General features: G+C 61.2%; 13 protein-coding genes, 1 pseudogene and 1 riboswitch. Of the genes and pseudogenes, 5 read left to right on the top strand and 9 right to left on the bottom strand.

Annotated features, from left to right (window positions below):
* Positions 1 to 268 precede the first annotated feature (268 nt).
* On the top strand, positions 269 to 1,513 hold the full coding sequence (locus C8J26_RS18080; protein WP_208631454.1) for a molybdopterin-dependent oxidoreductase: 1,245 nt from the start codon (positions 269 to 271) through the stop codon (positions 1,511 to 1,513).
* A 12-nt stretch (positions 1,514 to 1,525) separates the two neighbouring features.
* Positions 1,526 to 2,002, top strand: coding sequence for a hypothetical protein (locus tag C8J26_RS18075; RefSeq protein ID WP_107955917.1), 477 nt, complete (start codon positions 1,526 to 1,528; stop codon positions 2,000 to 2,002).
* Between the two features lie 9 nt (positions 2,003 to 2,011).
* On the opposite strand, the pseudogene C8J26_RS18070 reads toward C8J26_RS18075, so the two are convergent.
* From C8J26_RS18070 to C8J26_RS18030, 8 genes and pseudogenes are all read right to left on the bottom strand, one after another.
* Positions 2,012 to 3,375: pseudogene (locus C8J26_RS18070) on the bottom strand (voltage-gated chloride channel family protein).
* Positions 3,376 to 3,398: 23 nt separating this feature from the next.
* Positions 3,399 to 3,475: riboswitch (Fluoride riboswitch) on the bottom strand.
* 241 nt (positions 3,476 to 3,716) lie between these two features.
* Positions 3,717 to 4,157: a YidH family protein gene (locus tag C8J26_RS18065; protein WP_056019523.1), complete on the bottom strand. Its 441-nt coding sequence runs from the start codon at positions 4,155 to 4,157 to the stop codon at positions 3,717 to 3,719.
* Positions 4,157 to 5,242: a sulfite oxidase gene (locus tag C8J26_RS18060; RefSeq protein WP_043150693.1), complete on the bottom strand. Its 1,086-nt coding sequence runs from the start codon at positions 5,240 to 5,242 to the stop codon at positions 4,157 to 4,159. Before C8J26_RS18060 ends, C8J26_RS18065 begins: the two co-directional genes overlap by 1 nt.
* Positions 5,243 to 5,944: 702 nt before the next feature.
* Entirely contained in the window at positions 5,945 to 6,967 is a 1,023-nt protein-coding gene (locus C8J26_RS18050; RefSeq protein ID WP_107959552.1) for a potassium channel family protein, read from the bottom strand.
* An 84-nt stretch (positions 6,968 to 7,051) separates the two neighbouring features.
* Positions 7,052 to 8,119, bottom strand: coding sequence for a rod shape-determining protein RodA (rodA, locus tag C8J26_RS18045; RefSeq protein WP_107959551.1), 1,068 nt, complete (start codon positions 8,117 to 8,119; stop codon positions 7,052 to 7,054).
* A gap of 129 nt (positions 8,120 to 8,248) precedes the next feature.
* On the bottom strand, positions 8,249 to 9,439 hold the full coding sequence (gene nhaA, locus C8J26_RS18040) for a Na+/H+ antiporter NhaA (RefSeq protein WP_107959576.1): 1,191 nt from the start codon (positions 9,437 to 9,439) through the stop codon (positions 8,249 to 8,251).
* 150 nt (positions 9,440 to 9,589) lie between these two features.
* Complete coding sequence (locus C8J26_RS18035) at positions 9,590 to 10,885, bottom strand: mechanosensitive ion channel family protein (protein ID WP_107959550.1); 1,296 nt, start codon at positions 10,883 to 10,885, stop codon at positions 9,590 to 9,592.
* A gap of 99 nt (positions 10,886 to 10,984) precedes the next feature.
* Positions 10,985 to 12,286 carry an SLC13 family permease gene (locus tag C8J26_RS18030; protein ID WP_107959575.1) on the bottom strand — a complete coding sequence of 434 codons (1,302 nt, stop codon included), beginning with the start codon at positions 12,284 to 12,286 and terminating at the stop codon, positions 10,985 to 10,987.
* A gap of 236 nt (positions 12,287 to 12,522) precedes the next feature.
* Between C8J26_RS18030 and C8J26_RS18025 the strand changes: the two genes are divergently transcribed.
* The 3 genes from C8J26_RS18025 (at position 12,523) to C8J26_RS18015 (ending at position 15,888) form a co-directional block, all read left to right on the top strand.
* Positions 12,523 to 13,284 carry a hypothetical protein gene (locus C8J26_RS18025; RefSeq protein ID WP_146168901.1) on the top strand — a complete coding sequence of 254 codons (762 nt, stop codon included), beginning with the start codon at positions 12,523 to 12,525 and terminating at the stop codon, positions 13,282 to 13,284.
* A 34-nt stretch (positions 13,285 to 13,318) separates the two neighbouring features.
* A complete protein-coding gene (locus C8J26_RS18020) occupies positions 13,319 to 14,602 on the top strand; it encodes a DUF4118 domain-containing protein (RefSeq protein WP_107959548.1) in 1,284 nt (427 codons plus the stop codon).
* A gap of 203 nt (positions 14,603 to 14,805) precedes the next feature.
* Positions 14,806 to 15,888: an endonuclease/exonuclease/phosphatase family protein gene (locus C8J26_RS18015; RefSeq protein ID WP_244185385.1), complete on the top strand. Its 1,083-nt coding sequence runs from the start codon at positions 14,806 to 14,808 to the stop codon at positions 15,886 to 15,888.
* A 283-nt stretch (positions 15,889 to 16,171) separates the two neighbouring features.
* On the opposite strand, the gene C8J26_RS18010 is transcribed toward C8J26_RS18015, so the two are convergent.
* Positions 16,172 to 17,107, bottom strand: coding sequence for a serine hydrolase (locus C8J26_RS18010; protein ID WP_341871510.1), 936 nt, complete (start codon positions 17,105 to 17,107; stop codon positions 16,172 to 16,174).
* Positions 17,108 to 17,216 lie beyond the last annotated feature (109 nt).

Genomic DNA, 17,216 nt, shown 5'->3' with positions numbered 1-17,216 from the left:
TTCAAGCTCGGCACGACGCTTCAGCTCGGCTTTTTCGGGATCGTCGGCACTGTCCTCACAGTGGCGCTCGCAGCAATGTGGCTGCTGGTCGGCGCCAAGACGGTCGCGGGCGGCTGGCGCGGGAACCTGTTCGTGTCGCCCTGCATCGCCCAAGCCAATTGATGGGCCGAACTGATCGTCCTGTCGGATCGAACCGTCGCATCCGATCGACCCGTACCGGGCAGACCGGCGGACGGGTCGCGCATAAAAGCATGACATCGAAGGGAGAATGCTGGTGGACAGCCTGGATATGAAATTGGCGCAGGCGACGAACCGCCGTCGCTTTCTCTCAGAAGCCGCGATCGGTAGCGGCGCGCTGATCGCCGCACCCGCGCTGGCGCAGAGCATGGTCGATCTGCATCTGCCAGGTGGCCCATCGGAACGGCCCATGACCAACGCGTTCCCCGGCAAGGGCAACATGATCCTCCAGCGTATCCACCCGCCGTTGCTGGAAACGCCGATGAGCGTGTTCAATGGCGACGTCTTCACGCCGAACGACCAGTTCTTCGTCCGCTGGCACTGGGCCGACATTCCGACCGCGATCGATGTCGAGGCGTTCCGGATCAAGGTGTACGGCGCGGTCACGCGTCCGCTGTCGATCTCGCTCGCGCAACTGCTGAAGCTGCCGCGCGTCGAGTTGGCGGCAATCAACCAATGCTCGGGCAATTCGCGGGCGTTGTTCCAGCCTCCGGTGGCGGGTGCGCAGTGGCGTCACGGGGCGATGGGCAACGCCAAATGGCTCGGCGTGCGGCTGCGGGATGTGCTCGATATCGCCGGCGTGAAGCCGGGCGCGGTCGCGGTGCGGTTCGGTGCGCTCGACCAGCCGGTGGTCGCGGGCGGACCGGATTTCGCCAAGTCGCTGTCGATCGACCATGCGCGCGACGGCGAGGTGATGCTCGCCTTCGGGATGAACGGCAAACAGATGCCGCTCCTCAACGGCTTCCCGGTCCGGCTGATCGTACCCGGCTGGTATTCGACCTACTGGGTCAAGATGCTGAACGACATCGAGGTGCTTGCCGCGCCCGACGACGGTTACTGGATGGCCAAGGCGTACAAGGTGCCCGCCACGCCCGGCGCGAACGTGCGGCCTGGCCAGAAGGATTTTCCGACCGTCCCCATCAACAAGATGATCCCGCGCAGCTGGGTCACGAGCCTCGACGAGGGGCAGGCGATCGCGTTCGATCGCTCGATCCCGCTGGGCGGTATTGCGATGGGGGGCGATTGCGGCGTCGCCAAGGTCGATGTGTCGACCGACAACGGCAAGACCTGGTACAAGACGACGCTCGGCCCCGATCACGGCAAATACAGTTTCCGCCGCTGGGATGCGCAGGTTCCGCTCACGCATGCGGGCCCAACAAAGCTGATGTCGCGCTGCTGGAACACCGCCGGCATCGCGCAGCCGATGACGCCGATCTGGAATCCGGGCGGGTTCATGCGCGGCAACATCGAAACCACCAACATCGTCGTCGGCTGAGGAGCGCACCGCATGAAAACGCCTTCCATCGGCACGCTGTCGTTCGGGTTCGTCGGCGCGACCGTCGTTCTTCTGCTCGCGATCGGTGCCCCGAACAGCCGCGTCGCCCCGCCGCCTGCGGCCCCGACCGCACCACCGCCGCCAAGCGTCTCGGCGCGCGGCTTTTCGCTGGCGTCCACCTCGGTCGATCTTCCGACCGACGAAGGTCAATATCCCGCCGGCCCGCATGCCGATGTCATCAATGCCAACTGCACGTCGTGTCATTCGGCGAGCATGGCGCTGAACCAGCCACCACTCTCTGGCGACCAGTGGACCGCGGAGGTCACCAAGATGCGCGAGGTCTACAAGGCACCCGTCGCCGCAGCCGACGTACCGGCGATCGTCGCCTATCTGACTGCCATGAGCACGAAGCAGCCGGGCGCCGCGAAGGGCAAGGCACAGGACCCCGATCCGAAGGCTGCGCCCGACGTATCGGGAGGATCAGGTTAAGCCATCAACTCACGACACGCGGTTTTGCGCGCGAAGTGCTGTGCGGCGTGTACGTGTCTCGCGCAGTGTCGCATTGGGCGCCAGACCGTCTGCCGGCACCTTGGGTATCGCAACGCGCTGCGACAGGTAGATGCCGTTGTGGCCCGAGCAGAGATAGGCCACGAAACAGGCGACGGCGATCGGCACCGCATAGGCGGCGCCGAACAGTTCGATTCCCATGAAGGTGCAGGCGAGCGGGGTATTGGCGGCCCCGGCAAAGACCGCGACAAAGCCGATCGCGGCGAACAGGCCCGTCGGCACGCCCAAGAAAGGCGCCAGCGCGTTACCGAGCGCTGCGCCGATGAAGAACAAAGGCGTGACTTCACCGCCTTTGAAACCCGCGCCGAGCGTGACGACGGTAAACAGCAGCTTGATCGCCCAACTCCACCGATGCGTGTCCGGTCCGAAGAAGCTGGCGATGGTAAGGCTGTCGGGCCCCGCTGCCAGGACACCCAGGCCCAGATAGTCGCGCGTGCCGAACAGGAAGACGAGCGCGATAACGACGGCCCCGCCGATCACTGGACGTAGTGGACCATAGGGAACGATCCGCTTGAGCCATCCCCCGACCACGTGGTTGGCTTCGGCGAAGGCCAGACCGACCAGTCCGAATATGATCCCCGCAACACCTGCCTTCGTCACGAGCAGCGCATCGACGGGTATCAACGCACCGATCGGGTAGACACCGTGATGGATACCCCAGGCGAGGCACGTCCAATCGCCGACCAGCGCTGCAACGAGGCAAGGCACCAGCGCGGAATATTCAACGCGGCTGATCGCCAGCACTTCGAGCGCGAAGACCGCTCCTGCGATCGGCGTGCCGAAGACCGCGCCGAACCCGGCTGCGATCCCCGTCTTCAACAGGATGCGCGTGCCGCCCGCATCGAGGTGGAGCGCGCGGCCGAAACCGCTGGCAAGGCTTCCGCCTAATTGGACGGCGGTGCCTTCACGTCCGGCCGAGCCACCGAAAAGATGCGTCACCACTGTGCCGAAGAAGATGAGCGGCGCCATCCGCAGCGGCACACCGCCGCCCGGCTCGTGAATCTGCTCGACGATCAGGTTGTTGCCGCCCTCCACGAGCGCCCGGTGAGATGGTAGAGCAATCCGACCACGAACCCGCCCACCGGCAGCAGATAGAGCAGCCAGGGCGATGCGAACCGCAGTCGCGTAACGGTATCGAGGCTCAACAGGAACGCCGCACATAGCGTCCCGACGAGTGCCGCCATGGGCAGCAGGATCAGCGCCCAGCGCAGGACAGAGATCGCATGGTCGTGACGATCGCGCACGAATGCCGCGACGTTCAGCGTGTCGACCAGATTGCGAAAGGTAGCGCGCACAATTCCTCCTTGCTGCCTGACGGCGCCAAGTAGGAATCATCAGCTCATGTCAGAGCGGTTCGGCCAAATTGCCCGGCAGAAATCCATTGCCGAGGTCGATCTATGAGACGTTGGCCCCAACCGTCAATGGGCATGTTGGTCGGGCAAATGCTCGGACCGGCCGGTCGTTAGCGTCTATCTGAGCCCGTTATATGTACCGACTCCGGTTACGTTGCATGCGGGACCAATCGGTTTCGGCCCGCGCGTCGTTCTCGGGCTGCGTCGCAAGGAGCTATACCGCACGAAAGCCGCCGATGCGCTGCTGGAGCTGATCGGCTCGCAGCGCGGTTGGCGTCGCTGCGCTACGAGCGTGCCGTCCAGATGCCGACGAGCGCGGCCAGCGACACGAGCATGAGAAACCCGTTCATCACCACGAGCAACGCCGCGGGCAGGCGCTTTATGTCCGGTCGTGGCGGCGGGGCGCCGGCACCCATCTCTCGCCACACCGCGGCGACGAAGCAAAAGGCGCTGAACAGGATCAGCATCGTCCCGGTCGCCGTCGCCAGCCACGGGAACACGACGTCCTTGAGCAGCGCGCGCGCGCCGATCCCGGAAGCGAGCGCCGCCAGGCCGGTACGCACCCAGGCGGCATAGGTGCGTTCGCCGGCGAGGATTGTGCGGTCTGCAGCAAGCTCCGTGCGACGATCAGCGCTGTCCACCTGCTGGACTGCGCTGTCCTTTAGCGAGCTCGCGCTCTCCGCGAGCTTCGCATGGGCCCGATCGGCGTTGTGCGGCGCGTCCATCAGCCAGCGGTGACGGTGATGCGATGCCAAGCCGTCGAGAGATAGCCGGCGAAGTTCCAGATCGCTTCGGGCCGTTCGGGCTGCATCTGCCCGGCACCGTCGACGGCGCGCACGACCAGGACGTGGAGCCCGGGCGAGAGATCGACCGTGACGTGCCACTGCGTCCAGCTCCAGGGTGAATCCGGTTGGCTGGTCAGTTCCGCCTGCAGCCAGTCGGTGCCGTCATTGACGGAGACCTCGACGCGCGAGACCGCTCGGCCGAAGGCGACCGCATAGCCCGCGATTTCGCATGCGCCGGCGCCGATATGCGCGCCGTCCACGGGGGCGCAGATCGCAGCGTTGAGCGGCATCTCCTCGATCGTCAGGCCCCGGTCCCAATCCGCGTCCTCCTTCGCTACCGACGCCGGAAAGAGCTTGTAGTCCTTGGCCTGGATCGGCGCATCGGACGGGCGATCGCGCACCTCGATGCGCGTCAGCCACTTGGCGCTACGAACGCCCGCATAGCCCGGCACGACGAGCCGCAGCGGTGCGCCATGTTCGGGGGCCAGCACCTCGCCGTTCATGCCCCAGGCGATGAGCACGTCCGGCTCTAGCGCCTTGGCGATCGAGATCGAGGCACCGAACGGCGCCGTCTCACCATCGACATCCACGTCGTCGGCCCCCGTAGTGCCGACGAACGACGCGCCATCTTGGATGCCGGCCGCGGCGAGTACGTCGCACAGTGCGACGCCGGTCCAAGCCGCATTGCCGATCGCGCCCACGTCCCAGGGATCGCCCGAAGTCTTTTCCACGTCTTGAAGATGTGCCCGACGATTGCCGGCGCACTGCATGGTCGCGGTCACTGTCCGGGTCGCAAATGCCGTTTGAAGTTCGGCGACCGTGTAGGAGCGCGGGCGGTCGACCAAGCCGTCCAGCGCTATACGATGATCGTCGGCCAGCTCCGGCGTAGGTCCGTGACTGCGGATGTAGAAATTCGCCTGCGGCGTCAGGAAGGACGTGATCAGTTTATCCGGAGGCGTTTCCGCATTGAGCGGCTCCGGACAGCGGAGGATTAGATTCTGTTCGGCGCGATCGGATGCGGTCATGCAAGCGGCCTACCATGATGAAATCAATAGCGAAATTGATCGTTTGGCTGGACGATGTCACCCAGACTCTTTCGATAGCCTATCCCTTTCTAGACGGGGGGAGCGATCGCCATGCCGTCGCGCAAGAGGCGCCGAGTGCAAGACAGCCTTTCCCGTAGATCGACTCAATGTGGCTGAGCTTGCTACGACGGCTTTGTCCCAAAAGTCGTCGCTAGGCACCAGGGATGACGGAAAACCCTATCGCCATCGCAGATGCGCGACAAACGGGTGTTTTCGGACACCCAAGCAGACCTGTCGGCGCTTAGCGTATATCTGGGTCCATTCTATGTACCGACCCCCAAAGGTGTCGATCGCCCAGCTTTGCGCTGCCTTGAAAGCGGCGTCTGCGGTACCCGGTATCGCAAGCGTCGTTGCCAGGAGCAAGGCAATGATAGCGGACGCACCCCAGAACACGCGCGGATTGATTTGGCTCTTCATCATTTTGCCATTTTAACGCCGGCTGCCAACGATGGCCAATCAGTGGACGGGGAAGGTCACCGTTGCACCCAAACGGACGCCAGGTTCGCGAGGCTGCCAGCAGGCTCCTTGCCTAGAGCTATACCAAGTTCAAGAAAGATCCCAAGTTCCAGTCTAGCTAATTCGGGTGTCTAAGCTCGCGCTTGCCTAATTATCCAAAAAAGCTTTGCCACTTGATAAAAGAGGTCAACGACGAGGGATGACTTCCACAATAATATCGCCAGCTTCCAGACAGGCAGCTTCAGGCTCCCAGAAGCAAAAGTCCTGATGCCCACGATAGATGCGGTGACCGAGCCCGGTGGCGATGTCGGCAAGCGGCTTGCCCACTTCCTCTGCGGAGACTTCGCGTTCGCGCAGGACCACACGCCCGCCGGATGCGGCAAGATCGGCCATGTATTCGGCGGTATGTGCGCCGTGCGTGGAGCCGGCGAGCAGGAGACCGGCAAAGCTGGCCGGGTTGATGACCACGTTGGCGCCGGCCTGATGCGCGATCGCTTCATTGTCCTCCGATCGGATCACCACGCTGATCGGTAGATCGGGCGCGATTCGCCGCGCCGTCAGCACGATCAGGATCGAGGTATCGTCGCGACCGGCGGAGACGATGAGCGCCCGGGCCTTGGAAAGACGGGCCGCCTCCAGCGCTGCGTTGCGCGTTGCGTTCCCCTCCATCACCGTCGTGCCGCAACTCTCCGCCGTGCGTAACGCCGCGGCGCGCTCATCGACCACCACGATCGTGCCCGGATCGGCACCGCGACGGATGAGCTCGCTTACGGCCTCGGACCCGCTCGTGCCGAAACCGGCGACCACGACATGGCCTTCGAGATGTCGCTGGATTACCGACATACGCCATTTCTCCCAGACGCCTTTGAGCAGAAAATCATACGCGGTACCTAGAAAGATGAGCCATACGAAGAGCCGGATCGGCGTCACGACGAAGGTATCGAACATCCGCGCCTGCTGCGTCACAGGCACGATGTCGCCGTAGCCGACGGTCGTCACGGTAATCATCGTGAAATACAGGATGTCGGCGAACGTCACGGGCTCGCCCGAGTTCTGCCGTAAGCCGTCGCGATCGAACCAGTGGACCGCTAGCGCGATGCCGATCAGCGCCAGCGCGACCAGCGCCCGCCAGGACAAGGCCAGCCACGCCGGGGTTCGGCTCTGGCGTCGAAGGCGATAGTGCACCGTGTCGGCATCGTCAGTGTGCATGCTATCTCTTGCATCGGCACGCCGCTGTTGTGAAGCTAGGTTGGTCCGTCGAGGATCGGAACCAAGCCATAGCATTCAGCAGAGTCATAGCCCCCCGATATGGCGTGTCTGGAACCGCTCTCGGTGAATCGACATGAGGATTCCAAGCAGGATCAAAACGGTCATCATTGCCGATCCCCCATAGGATAGCAGCGGCAGCGGGATGCCGACGACAGGTGCCAGGCCCATGACCATCGCGATGTTGATGCTGACATACAGAAACAGCGTCATCGCAAGTCCAGCAGCGACCAGACGAGCAAACATCGACTTGCCATCGAACCCCAGGTTCAAGGCCCACCTGACGAGGTAGCCATAGGCCAGAAGGACGAACAGGCCGCCCATCATCCCCCACTCCTCCGTCATCGTCGAGAAAATGAAGTCGGTGTGTGTTTCTGGGAGGTATTTCAGGTGGCTTTGCGTCCCTTGCAGAAACCCCTTGCCGAAAATGCCGCCGGATCCGATCGCGATCTTGGACTGCGACAAATGGTAGCCGGTGCCGAGCGGATCGCTTTCCGGATCCATGAAGATCAAGATGCGGTTCTTCTGATAGTCGTGCAGCAACCCCCATGCGACCGGCAGCAGGGCGCCTACGATCGCGCCGGCGCCGATAAACCACCGCATTTTCGTACCCGCGAGGAAGATCATCGTCGTCCCGGCGATGGTGATCATCATCGCCGTACCGAGATCGGGTTGCAGCATCACCAGCCCGGCCGGAACCGCGACCAGCGCAACCGGGATGATCAATACGCCGGGGCGGCTGATGAAACCGGGCGGTACTGTGTCGTAGAAGCGGGCCACGCTCAGCACGACTGCGAGCTTCATGAACTCGGAGGGCTGCAGGCGGATGATGCCCAAATCGATCCAGCGCTGAGCGCCCATGCCGATATGCCCGAACAATTCGACGAGCAGGAGCAACGCGAGCGTGATGGCGTAGAAGGTGTAGGCATGCTGCTTCCACGTCGCGACGGAAACGCGCGAGAGCACGAGCATCCCTGCGAACAGCACCGCGAAACGCACCGCCTGGTTCGTCGCCCAGGGCGCAAGATGCCCTCCGGCGGCCGAGTAAAGCGTCACCAGACCAAATGTGGTGATCGCCATTACCGTCGCGAGCATCGACCAAGGCAATGCGCGGATCGGGGCGGGCAATGTGCCAGCTCTCAAGATTTTTTTCCCGTATCCAGTATTAAAACAATGATGGGCAGGCGCGTCGAGCACGTTTTGGTCCGTTCGCCACCCCGTCGCTCAGAGGCCGGTATTAGCCTTCGGCCGGCCGGACGTGACGCTCCGGAGCAGGAGGTAGCCGAGAAGTCCGGAGAGGAAGGAGCCGGCGAGAACGCCTAGCTTGGCTTCCGCCTGCAAAAGTTGGCTGCCGGGGAAAGCGAGCAAGGTGATGAAGATGCTCATCGTAAAGCCGATCCCGCAGAGCAGTGCGACACCAAGCAACTGCCGCTTCCCGGCATGTGCCGGCATGTCGGCCAGGCCGAGACGAACGGCCAGCATGGAGAACCCGAACACGCCTGTAATTTTCCCGATCAGAAGTCCCAGGGCAACGCCGAGCGTCACGGGCGCAACCAGCGCTTCAGCAGGTAGCGTCAGCACGGGCACTCCGGCATTGGCCAAGCCGAAAATGGGCACGACGAGAAAGCCAACAGGAAGGTTCAGCGCATGCTCCAGTCTATGCAACGGGCTGTCCGAGTCATTGTCGGGACGGCCGGGCGTGCACTGCATCGGGATGGTGAAGGCGAGCACGACCCCGGCGAGCGTCGCGTGGATACCCGAACGGAACACCAATACCCACAGGATCGCCCCCACGAGCAGATACGGCGTGAGGCGAAGCACGCCGAAGCGGTTGAGGCCTATCAGAACCATGAGCGCTACGGCCGCCCCGGCAAGATCCGGTATCGACAGCTTCGCCGTGTAGAACACGGCAATGATCATCACGGCGCCAAGGTCGTCGATGATCGCCAATGCCGCAAGAAACACTCTGAGCGATGCCGGAACGCGATTACCAAGCAACGCGATCACACCAAGTGCAAACGCAATGTCAGTAGCCGCTGGAATAGCCCAGCCTGCAGCGGTCGGACCACGGTTGAACACGAGATACACGAGCGCCGGTACCATCATGCCGCCAGCGGCAGCGATCCCCGGCAATATGCGACGCGACCAAGTCGAAAGCTGGCCATCCAGCATCTCGCGCTTGATCTCCATGCCAACGAACAGGAAAAATACCGCCATCAACGCATCGTTGATCCAATGCCCGACCGATAGCGGCCCGACGTAGGCGTGAAGGATGGTCTCGTAGTTCGGTCCGAGCGGAGAGTTCGCTACCATGAGCGCCAATACCGCCGCGCCCATCAGCACCAGACCGGCGGAGGACTGGCTTTCGAGAAAGCGGCGAATAGCGCTTGGCTGTACGTGGCGCGAGTGGCCCATCGTGACGGTCTCCGGACACAAATTTTCAGCGCTGGCGGCCCGACCAGCGTAAAAACCTGCCCCATTGACATGAGAGCACCCGTCGCGCCCTATCGCACCGGAAATTGACCGGGGCAACCCGATCAGGGTGGCAGTGGTACTATGTCGGAGTTATTCCCCGCTTGGTGGCGAATGAAAGCGCAGATCGCGCTGGGGCACTGGCATGGTGACGCCATGTTCCTTGAACAGATCCCAGATGCGAAAGAACACGTCGCTAGTGACGTTCCCAACCCCCGCCTCGGGACTGTCGATCCATATCCGCAGGTCGAACTCTACCCCGTTGTCGCCAAATTCCTTGATCCAGCAGACAGGGGCGGGTTCGGTCAGCACACGGGGCGAGACGGAGGCGGCTTCAACGGCGAGCCTCTGCGCAAGTCGCAGATCGCAATCGAACGATACCCGAAATCCGACATGAACCCTGACGTCCCGGCTTGAAAAAGACCAGTTTTCGACTTCGTCGGTCATCAGCCGTTCGTTCGGGATCAGATGCTCCTTGCCATCGCGGGTCAGGACTGAGACCGCGCGAACGCCGATCTTGTTGACCCAGCCGAAGGTGTCGCCCACCGCGATGACATCGCCGGGTTTGATCGATCGGTCGAGCAGCAGGATGAGACCGGCGATCAGATTGCCGAGCGTCTTCTGCAAACCGAAACCGATCGCGAGCCCGAACGCCCCGGAGAAAACAGCCAACGCTGTGAGATCAATGCCGAGAAGGTCGATACCGACGAAGATCGCGACGGTGACAACCGCGATCTGGGCGAGTTTCTGGAACAGCACGCGTTGCGCCGCGTCGAGCAGCCGAGCCTGTCCGATCCAGCGCAGAATAATCCCGAGAAGTGCTCTCGCGGCGAGGAACAGCAGGAGCGACAAGCCGACGGCATTGACGATGTCGAGCAGCGAGATGCGGCGGTTGCCAACCCTCATGCTGGCGCGATCTAGTCCCGCGATCAGAGGGCTAAGGCCACCCAGTCGACTTGCCAGCACGATGAGAAACAACGTGGCCGCGATCAACGACGCCGGCCTGCTTTGGAGGCCAAGCGCACGGCCAAACTCATAGGCCAGCACCGCAATAGCGATGCCGAGCCCTCCGGCGAGGAGAAGGTCCGCGCCGGGGTTCAGCCCGCGAATGCCCAAAAACGCCGTCAGTACCAGCGCCGTCACACCAGCGCGAGCAATTGCCATCAGCCGCGGCGCGATCACGTCCGCGTGCCGTGGCGCCAAGGCCGGCAAAAGGTACCGGCAGGCGAGGCGCGCTGCAATGATACCCAGCAGGAGGGCCGTGCTTAAGATCGCGACAGCCGAGATCAGGTCATGAAACGGGAGTGCCGTCCATTGATCCAGATAAGTCTGCCACCAGGCATCGTGTTCCAATCGGTTCTCCAGTGCCAGGTCTGCGGCGTCGATCACCCGACAATCATGGCGGCGATCACAGCGTCATTCACAGCTGGTAGCCGCCCCATTGCAATCTAACCATGGCGGTAATTTAGGGGCGGTACTGAGCATGGATCAGAACGGGAAGAACACACACGTAGTGGTGATCGCGACGATAGCGGTAAGAAGATTGAGCGGAAGTCCCACGCGAAGGAAGTCCGTGTATCGATAGCGGCCTAGTTGATATACGATGACGTTCGTCTGATAGCCGAATGGGGTCGCAAAGGAGGCACTGCCGGCGATCATGACTACAACAAGGAAGGGGCGAGGGTTTACCCCGAGACTCTCCGCCAATGCCACTGCGACCGGTGTGACCAACACCGCCACGGTGGCGTTCGAGAGCAACTCGGTCAGAACCATCGTCAGGCCATAGAGCACGATGAGAGCAGTTAACGGACTGACGCCCTCGAGAGTGGCAATAAGCTTTGTGGTGGCGGCACTCGCGAGCCCGCTTTGCGCCATCGCGATCCCCAAGACTACCATCCCAGCAATGAGAATGAGGATCTGAGGTCGAAGGCCCCCATAGGCTTGATCGGCCGAGATGACACGTAGCAAGATCAGTAACACTGCTCCTGCAAATGCCGTTGCGGCGATCGGTGCGACGTTGAGGGCGGCGAGCAGGATCGCGCCGACGAACGTCCCAAGCGCGATGGCAGCCTTGACGGGCTGCAACGGACGACGCTCGGCAAACACCTCGGCGTCCCCGACTTGCCCGCCAGCAACATTGATAGTCGCATCCGGATGCCCATCGGTTGGGTCCAGCATCCGCGTGCCCATTAATCTGCCGCTGAATAGCAGTAGATAGAGTCCGCCAACCAACGCAACGGGCACACCCACGGGCGTGATCTCGAAGATGCCGAAGCGGCTTTGACCGGCGATGCGCGCCATGTCGTCGACCAGGAGGTTGGTCGACGTGCCCAACAATGTGCAGCATCCGCCGAGGATCGTGATGTAGGATAGCGGCATCAGGTAGCGCTTGGCCGGCAGTTGCAGGCTCGCCGCGACGTCCTTGACGACGGGGGCGGTCAGCACGACGATCGGGGTGCTGTTCAACACGCTGGAAAAGAGCCCGGCAATACCTAGCAATAGCCAGACCCCCGTGCCGCCTAAACGACGGCACATCGCGACGGCAGCTTCGATCGCACGATCAAGCAATCCCGACAGTTCAAGCGCATAGGAAATGACGAAAAGCGAGGCGAGTGCGATGATAGCGGGGCTAGCAAAGGCGCCCTGAACGTCGATCGGGCGAACCACGCCCGCCATAAGCAAAACGGCCGCGCCCGCTAGCGCTACAACATCCGCACGCACCTTGTCCCAGATGAGCGCCGCGACGACGCAACCCAGTACAAGCAGTGTAACGATCTGGTCGAGCGTCATAACCGCCCCAGCGGTAACCAGAAGCCAGTGCTTTGCAAAGTAACCCTCATGCCACGCGGTATGGAGGATCGTGAGAAATTTGCTACAGTTCCGCAATGCTCGAGCCAACCCCCCGTACAAGTCGCCTTGTCGTTGCCGGCTCGGCCGCAGCGATCGTTCTGTTAGGCGGGGGCGGGTTTCTCCTAGGGCGGAGCACCGCACCCTTACCTCCGCCGCCAGTCGCAAGTTCGGAGCCTGTGCCGGTCGCAAAAAAACTGCCCGTTCCCGAAGCGCCTGCCGCCAATATTCTGGCACGCAGCGATATGATCGCGATTGCCAACGCTGCGGCAGACGCCACTTCGTCAGGAGCGCAACTTCCAGAGATGGCGTCCGCTGCCGAGGGTTTGCGGTTTGAGGTCGACTTACCGTTCGGTTGCGATGGTCCGGTGAGCGAAGACAGTCGCGAGGCATTCCAATGGCGCTACGACGCTAAGTCATCCTCACTCAGAGTGTCGGTAACACCGGCTGTATTCGATGCTAGCGAGTGGCTGGAGGAACCGCCATCAAGCGTTGCAAACGCCACGCCTTCGGCCAATCGGAAAGAGGCTATCGAGGGCTTCTGGATTGCGCGACCGTGGTCATCGCGCGAGACCTGCGAGTCCGGTTCGCTGCCCGTCGCCCCACTCGGCATCGATGCTGTTACGCTTCCGGGCCAGACGCTCGGTTTGGCGGAAGTGCTTTCCGATGATGGGGCGAGGAGCGCGAGACGCGGGGGCAAGCCCTATGAGAGCGTACGTCAGATAACTGAGACCGATCTCAAGATCGATCAAGGCCTGCGCGTCCGCCTCTCCGGGCGCATAGCCCGCTTTCCCGACGGATCGACAGTTCGGTGCCGTCAGCCGGCGGGCAAGGACCAGCGTCCGGTATGCCTCGTTGCCGTAAGCTTCGACGATGTCGCCATCGAGAACCCGTCGACAAAGGAAACGATAGCGACCTGGCCGTCGGCGAACAGAACGTGAGATTGTGGCAATTGAACATAAAGCTGTTTGTCACATGATCCTTCACGACGAGTCTGGATTGAACGCCAAAGATGCCTCGCTCAAGGTTGAGGAGGTGGCGGAAACCCGTATTCTTGCAGCAGTAAGCGGATCGGGAAGCGGAGAGCGGGTCGTTGAACTAGCTGCGGATCTGGCCAAGGCGCTGAGTGCGAGCTGGCACGCGGTGTTCATCGAGACGCCTCGATCGGCTCGCGATCCCGCCATCGCACGAAGAGCAGCCGACGCGTTAGCGCTGGCTTTGCGTCGGGGGGCGACAGTCAGCAACGAACCCGACGACGACGTAGCAAGCGGCTTGGTTGCACATCTTGCAGGTTCACCCGTTGAGCATCTCGTCATCGGAGCCCCAACATCCGAACCTAAGCGCCGCTGGTTTCAACGGTCGATGATATCGTTGGTACAGGAGCGGTTACCTTCGGTGACGGTCCATATCGCGCCAGCGACCGCGCCCGCATCAGCCTTTGATGGAGCAGATGCAGAGGCATCGCTCCCATCAGAGCCCAACCTACGCCATCATCTATTCGCCTTAGGCCTCGTCGCCATCACGCTCTGTCTTGCAGAGCTGGCAAGCCTGTTGATCGGCGGGCGACCGCTGAACCTTCTGTTCTTGTTTCCTGTGATCGCTGCGGCCGCCCGCTTCGGGATCGGTCCAGCCCTCACCGCGACCACGGCGTCAGTGCTGGGCTTCGATTTTTTCTTGCTTCAGCCTCGTTTTCACTTCGAACCGACAACACCCATCATATTCTTGACGCTGGCATCGTTACTGGCGGTCGCAGTCTATACCAGCTGGGTAACGCAAGCGCTCCGGAGCCGGGTTGCCTTGAGTGACCGCAGCGCGAAAGAGAATGCCCGCATCGCATCCTTTGCTCAGGTCCTTGCTCGTGCAGCAAATTGGAAAGAGACGGCTGGTGCAGTCTGTGACGAGTTCAGCAGCGTGCTGAAGGCCGACGTTGCCGTTTTCCGCGAACGCGGTGGACGTTTGGAACTTGTCGACGCAACAATGGATCCACTTTCTTGGGGCCCGATCGATCAAGCAGCCCTGGATTGGTGTTGGGAGCATGGCGTATCGGCAGGTCGTGGGACGACAAATATTGCTTCTGCGGAGTGGCGGGTTGAGCCTTTGCGGACGTCACTTGGGACTCTGGCAGTTTTGGCTTTCGTTCGTTCTGATGGGCGTGATCCAATCAGGGCCGATCGAGGGGTCTTGTTTAGCACGTTAATCAGCCAGGCGGCGTTGGCGCACGAGCGGCTGATCCTCGAAGATAGCTTGCGTACAGAGTAACCCAGCCGGCAGTGGTCAGCACCACCCTCCTGATTGCCGGCAATCAGGACGTTGCGTAGGCGCTTTGTAATGCGTCATGCAATCGGCGGAGACCGCTGCGATCTGCGATGCACGTCATTCGTTAATCCTGCTTCCGCACGAACATAGGCAAACGAATGAAGCACTTGCGTTACCGCGCTCAGGTTCGCAGAGACCGGCACCTAATGCTCTTCACTAAGTCACGAGAAACAGCTGTATTGCCGTGGTCGATGGTATGCCGTCTTTCGACGCTCGCTTTTGTGACCGGTACAGCAAGCTGTGTCGCGCTGCCTCCTCCCCTGATGCAGTCCTGCGCAACAGGTGGGCACGCAATCGCTGTGTCAGCCGATGGTCTGCGCGCTAGCACTACGTTCGACGTTCTGACCTTCAACATTGAAGGACTTGGCTGGCCGGCTCGTGGGAAGCGCGCCGGATCTCTGGTGAAGATTAACGCTGCACTCAAGCACATGATGAGACAAGGCACCGAACCGGACGTGATCATGGTGCAGGAGATGTTTAGCAAGGCGGCAGTCAACGCCGTTCAGGGCCTTGGCTACCCGAACATGGTTTCTGGCCCGTCCCGAACACAATCTAAGAATTTGCCTGTCAACGACAAGATGCCTGGTCCGTACCGGTGGAAGAAGGGGGAGCTTGGCCTGCATCTGGTCGGATCAGGCCTGTCCATTCTCAGTCGATACCCAATTATCGAAACGCACTCGGAGCCGTTTGGCAAGCGTCGATGTGCAGGCCTCGACTGCCTCAGCAATAAGGGTATGCTGTATGCACGTATGGCTATTCCCGGTGTCCCAGGCACAATCAATCTGTTTAACACGCATCTCAATTCGCAGAGGTCTTCTCGGGTACCGCCACGGCGACATGCCCGTGCGCATCGCCTTCAGGTCGAAGAGTTGGGCTATTTCATTTCCGCTGTCGGGGACCCGAACATTCCGACGATTCTTGGCGGCGACTTCAATATGAAGAGTTCGGCGATACGGTTCGAACGCTTCCGCAACGTTACCGAGCCGTTCGAGATCGTGCAGGAATATTGCATCGATAATCCGCTACCATGCGATGTCCGCATATCTTGGGACGGTGATGAACCGTGGATGGATACGCAAGACCTCCAACTATTCGAGAGCGGTTCCGCCGTCGATGTCATACCTGTGCGCGTCGAGGCTCTTTTCGATGGCTCGGAGCGCAGTCCCAGATTTTCGGATCACGACGGCTTTCGAGTTACCTACAAGGTAAGCTGGCAGGTAGGTAAATAGGATCGCATGTTTATTTGATATCTACCTGCTTTTATAAATTCGTACTTTTCAGGCAACAATAATTGCCTGCTCATCGTGAGCCATTACTGTGACATCGGAAACTCTAAATCGGCTAGTTCGTCTTAGCACTAGTCCGGCTAGTCGTAGTCTCTTCAAGTACATCCTTCACTTCAGCACGGGTATTATTTGACGTAGCATCAGAAAAAGGCGCGAATGTATAAGCATATGGCCTGAGCCCACACAATAACGCTCCTCCAGGCTGCGGACATTGAGCGATTATCGATTAGCGATTTGCCACAATCGCGCGCGTGACATTGCCCATGAGCCGCATCCGCACCGGTATGGGTTGGCGCGTGCTGGCGATCATGACGGCGACCGCATAGCGATGCCCATCGGGAGCAACGAGCAAACCCACGTCGTTGTAGCCGGTCGAGAGAGTGCCCAGATCCTGACCCGTCCCTGTCTTGTGCGCGAGCGTCCAACCAGGACGGAGGCCCGACTTTAAGCGCAGAGGACCGGTCTTGCTGGACCGCATGAGTGTTAGTAACGAGGTGGTCGATTGAGCGCTCAAGAGTTTGCCTTGAGCCAGTAGAGATAGCCCTAGCGTCACGCCATTGGCAGATGCACCGTCGAGCGGATCAGACAGATAGCGGCGCAACGCCTTGTCGCGCGCTTCGTAGGTCATAGCTGCACGGGCTTGCAGGAATCCCCAACCTCCGGCCCACTCCGGTCGCCATTCCAGTCCAGCGGTACGCGCCTGCAACTGCCTTTCTCCAGGGCCGAACCCGACGCCTGCAATCCCCTTCTCGTCCAACATGCGGTTGATTGCGGCAGGTCCACCGATGCGCCAAAGTAGCACATCGTTGCAAGTGTTGTCGCTGCGAGTCATTGCCCCGCGAAGCAAGTCACCGATCGTTGTCCTGTAGCCGTCTTTGCCAACAAATGCCCGGATAGGCTGATGAAATACAGTAAGGTCGGATCGTGTAACGGTTACTGGATCGGTCAGCGATAAGCGACCCCGATCCACCGCGTCCATGACCGCGATCGCAACCCAAAACTTGCTCACGCTCTGCTGGGGTCGAGGGTTGTTGCCCTCCCAGGCAACAACCCACCCCTCGTCAATGTCGCGGACGCTGATGCCAACGTCGCCTTTGAAACTTATGCCAAGCGCCTGTACCGCGTTAAGCAAGTTGGCTGATGGTTGGGCTCGCGTTTGCACAGGCTTGGGCGGTGTTCGGGCGGGTGTGGTGGTCTGTACCGTGATCGGCAGGGATACGGGCGTTACAGGGTACCGCCCTGCCGGAACACACGCTTCAACAACAGATAAA

It is taken from the genome of Sphingomonas aurantiaca, assembly GCF_003050705.1.
Taxonomy (GTDB): Bacteria; Pseudomonadota; Alphaproteobacteria; order Sphingomonadales; family Sphingomonadaceae; genus Sphingomonas; species Sphingomonas aurantiaca.
This window is presented reverse-complemented; position numbering and strand designations above follow the sequence as displayed.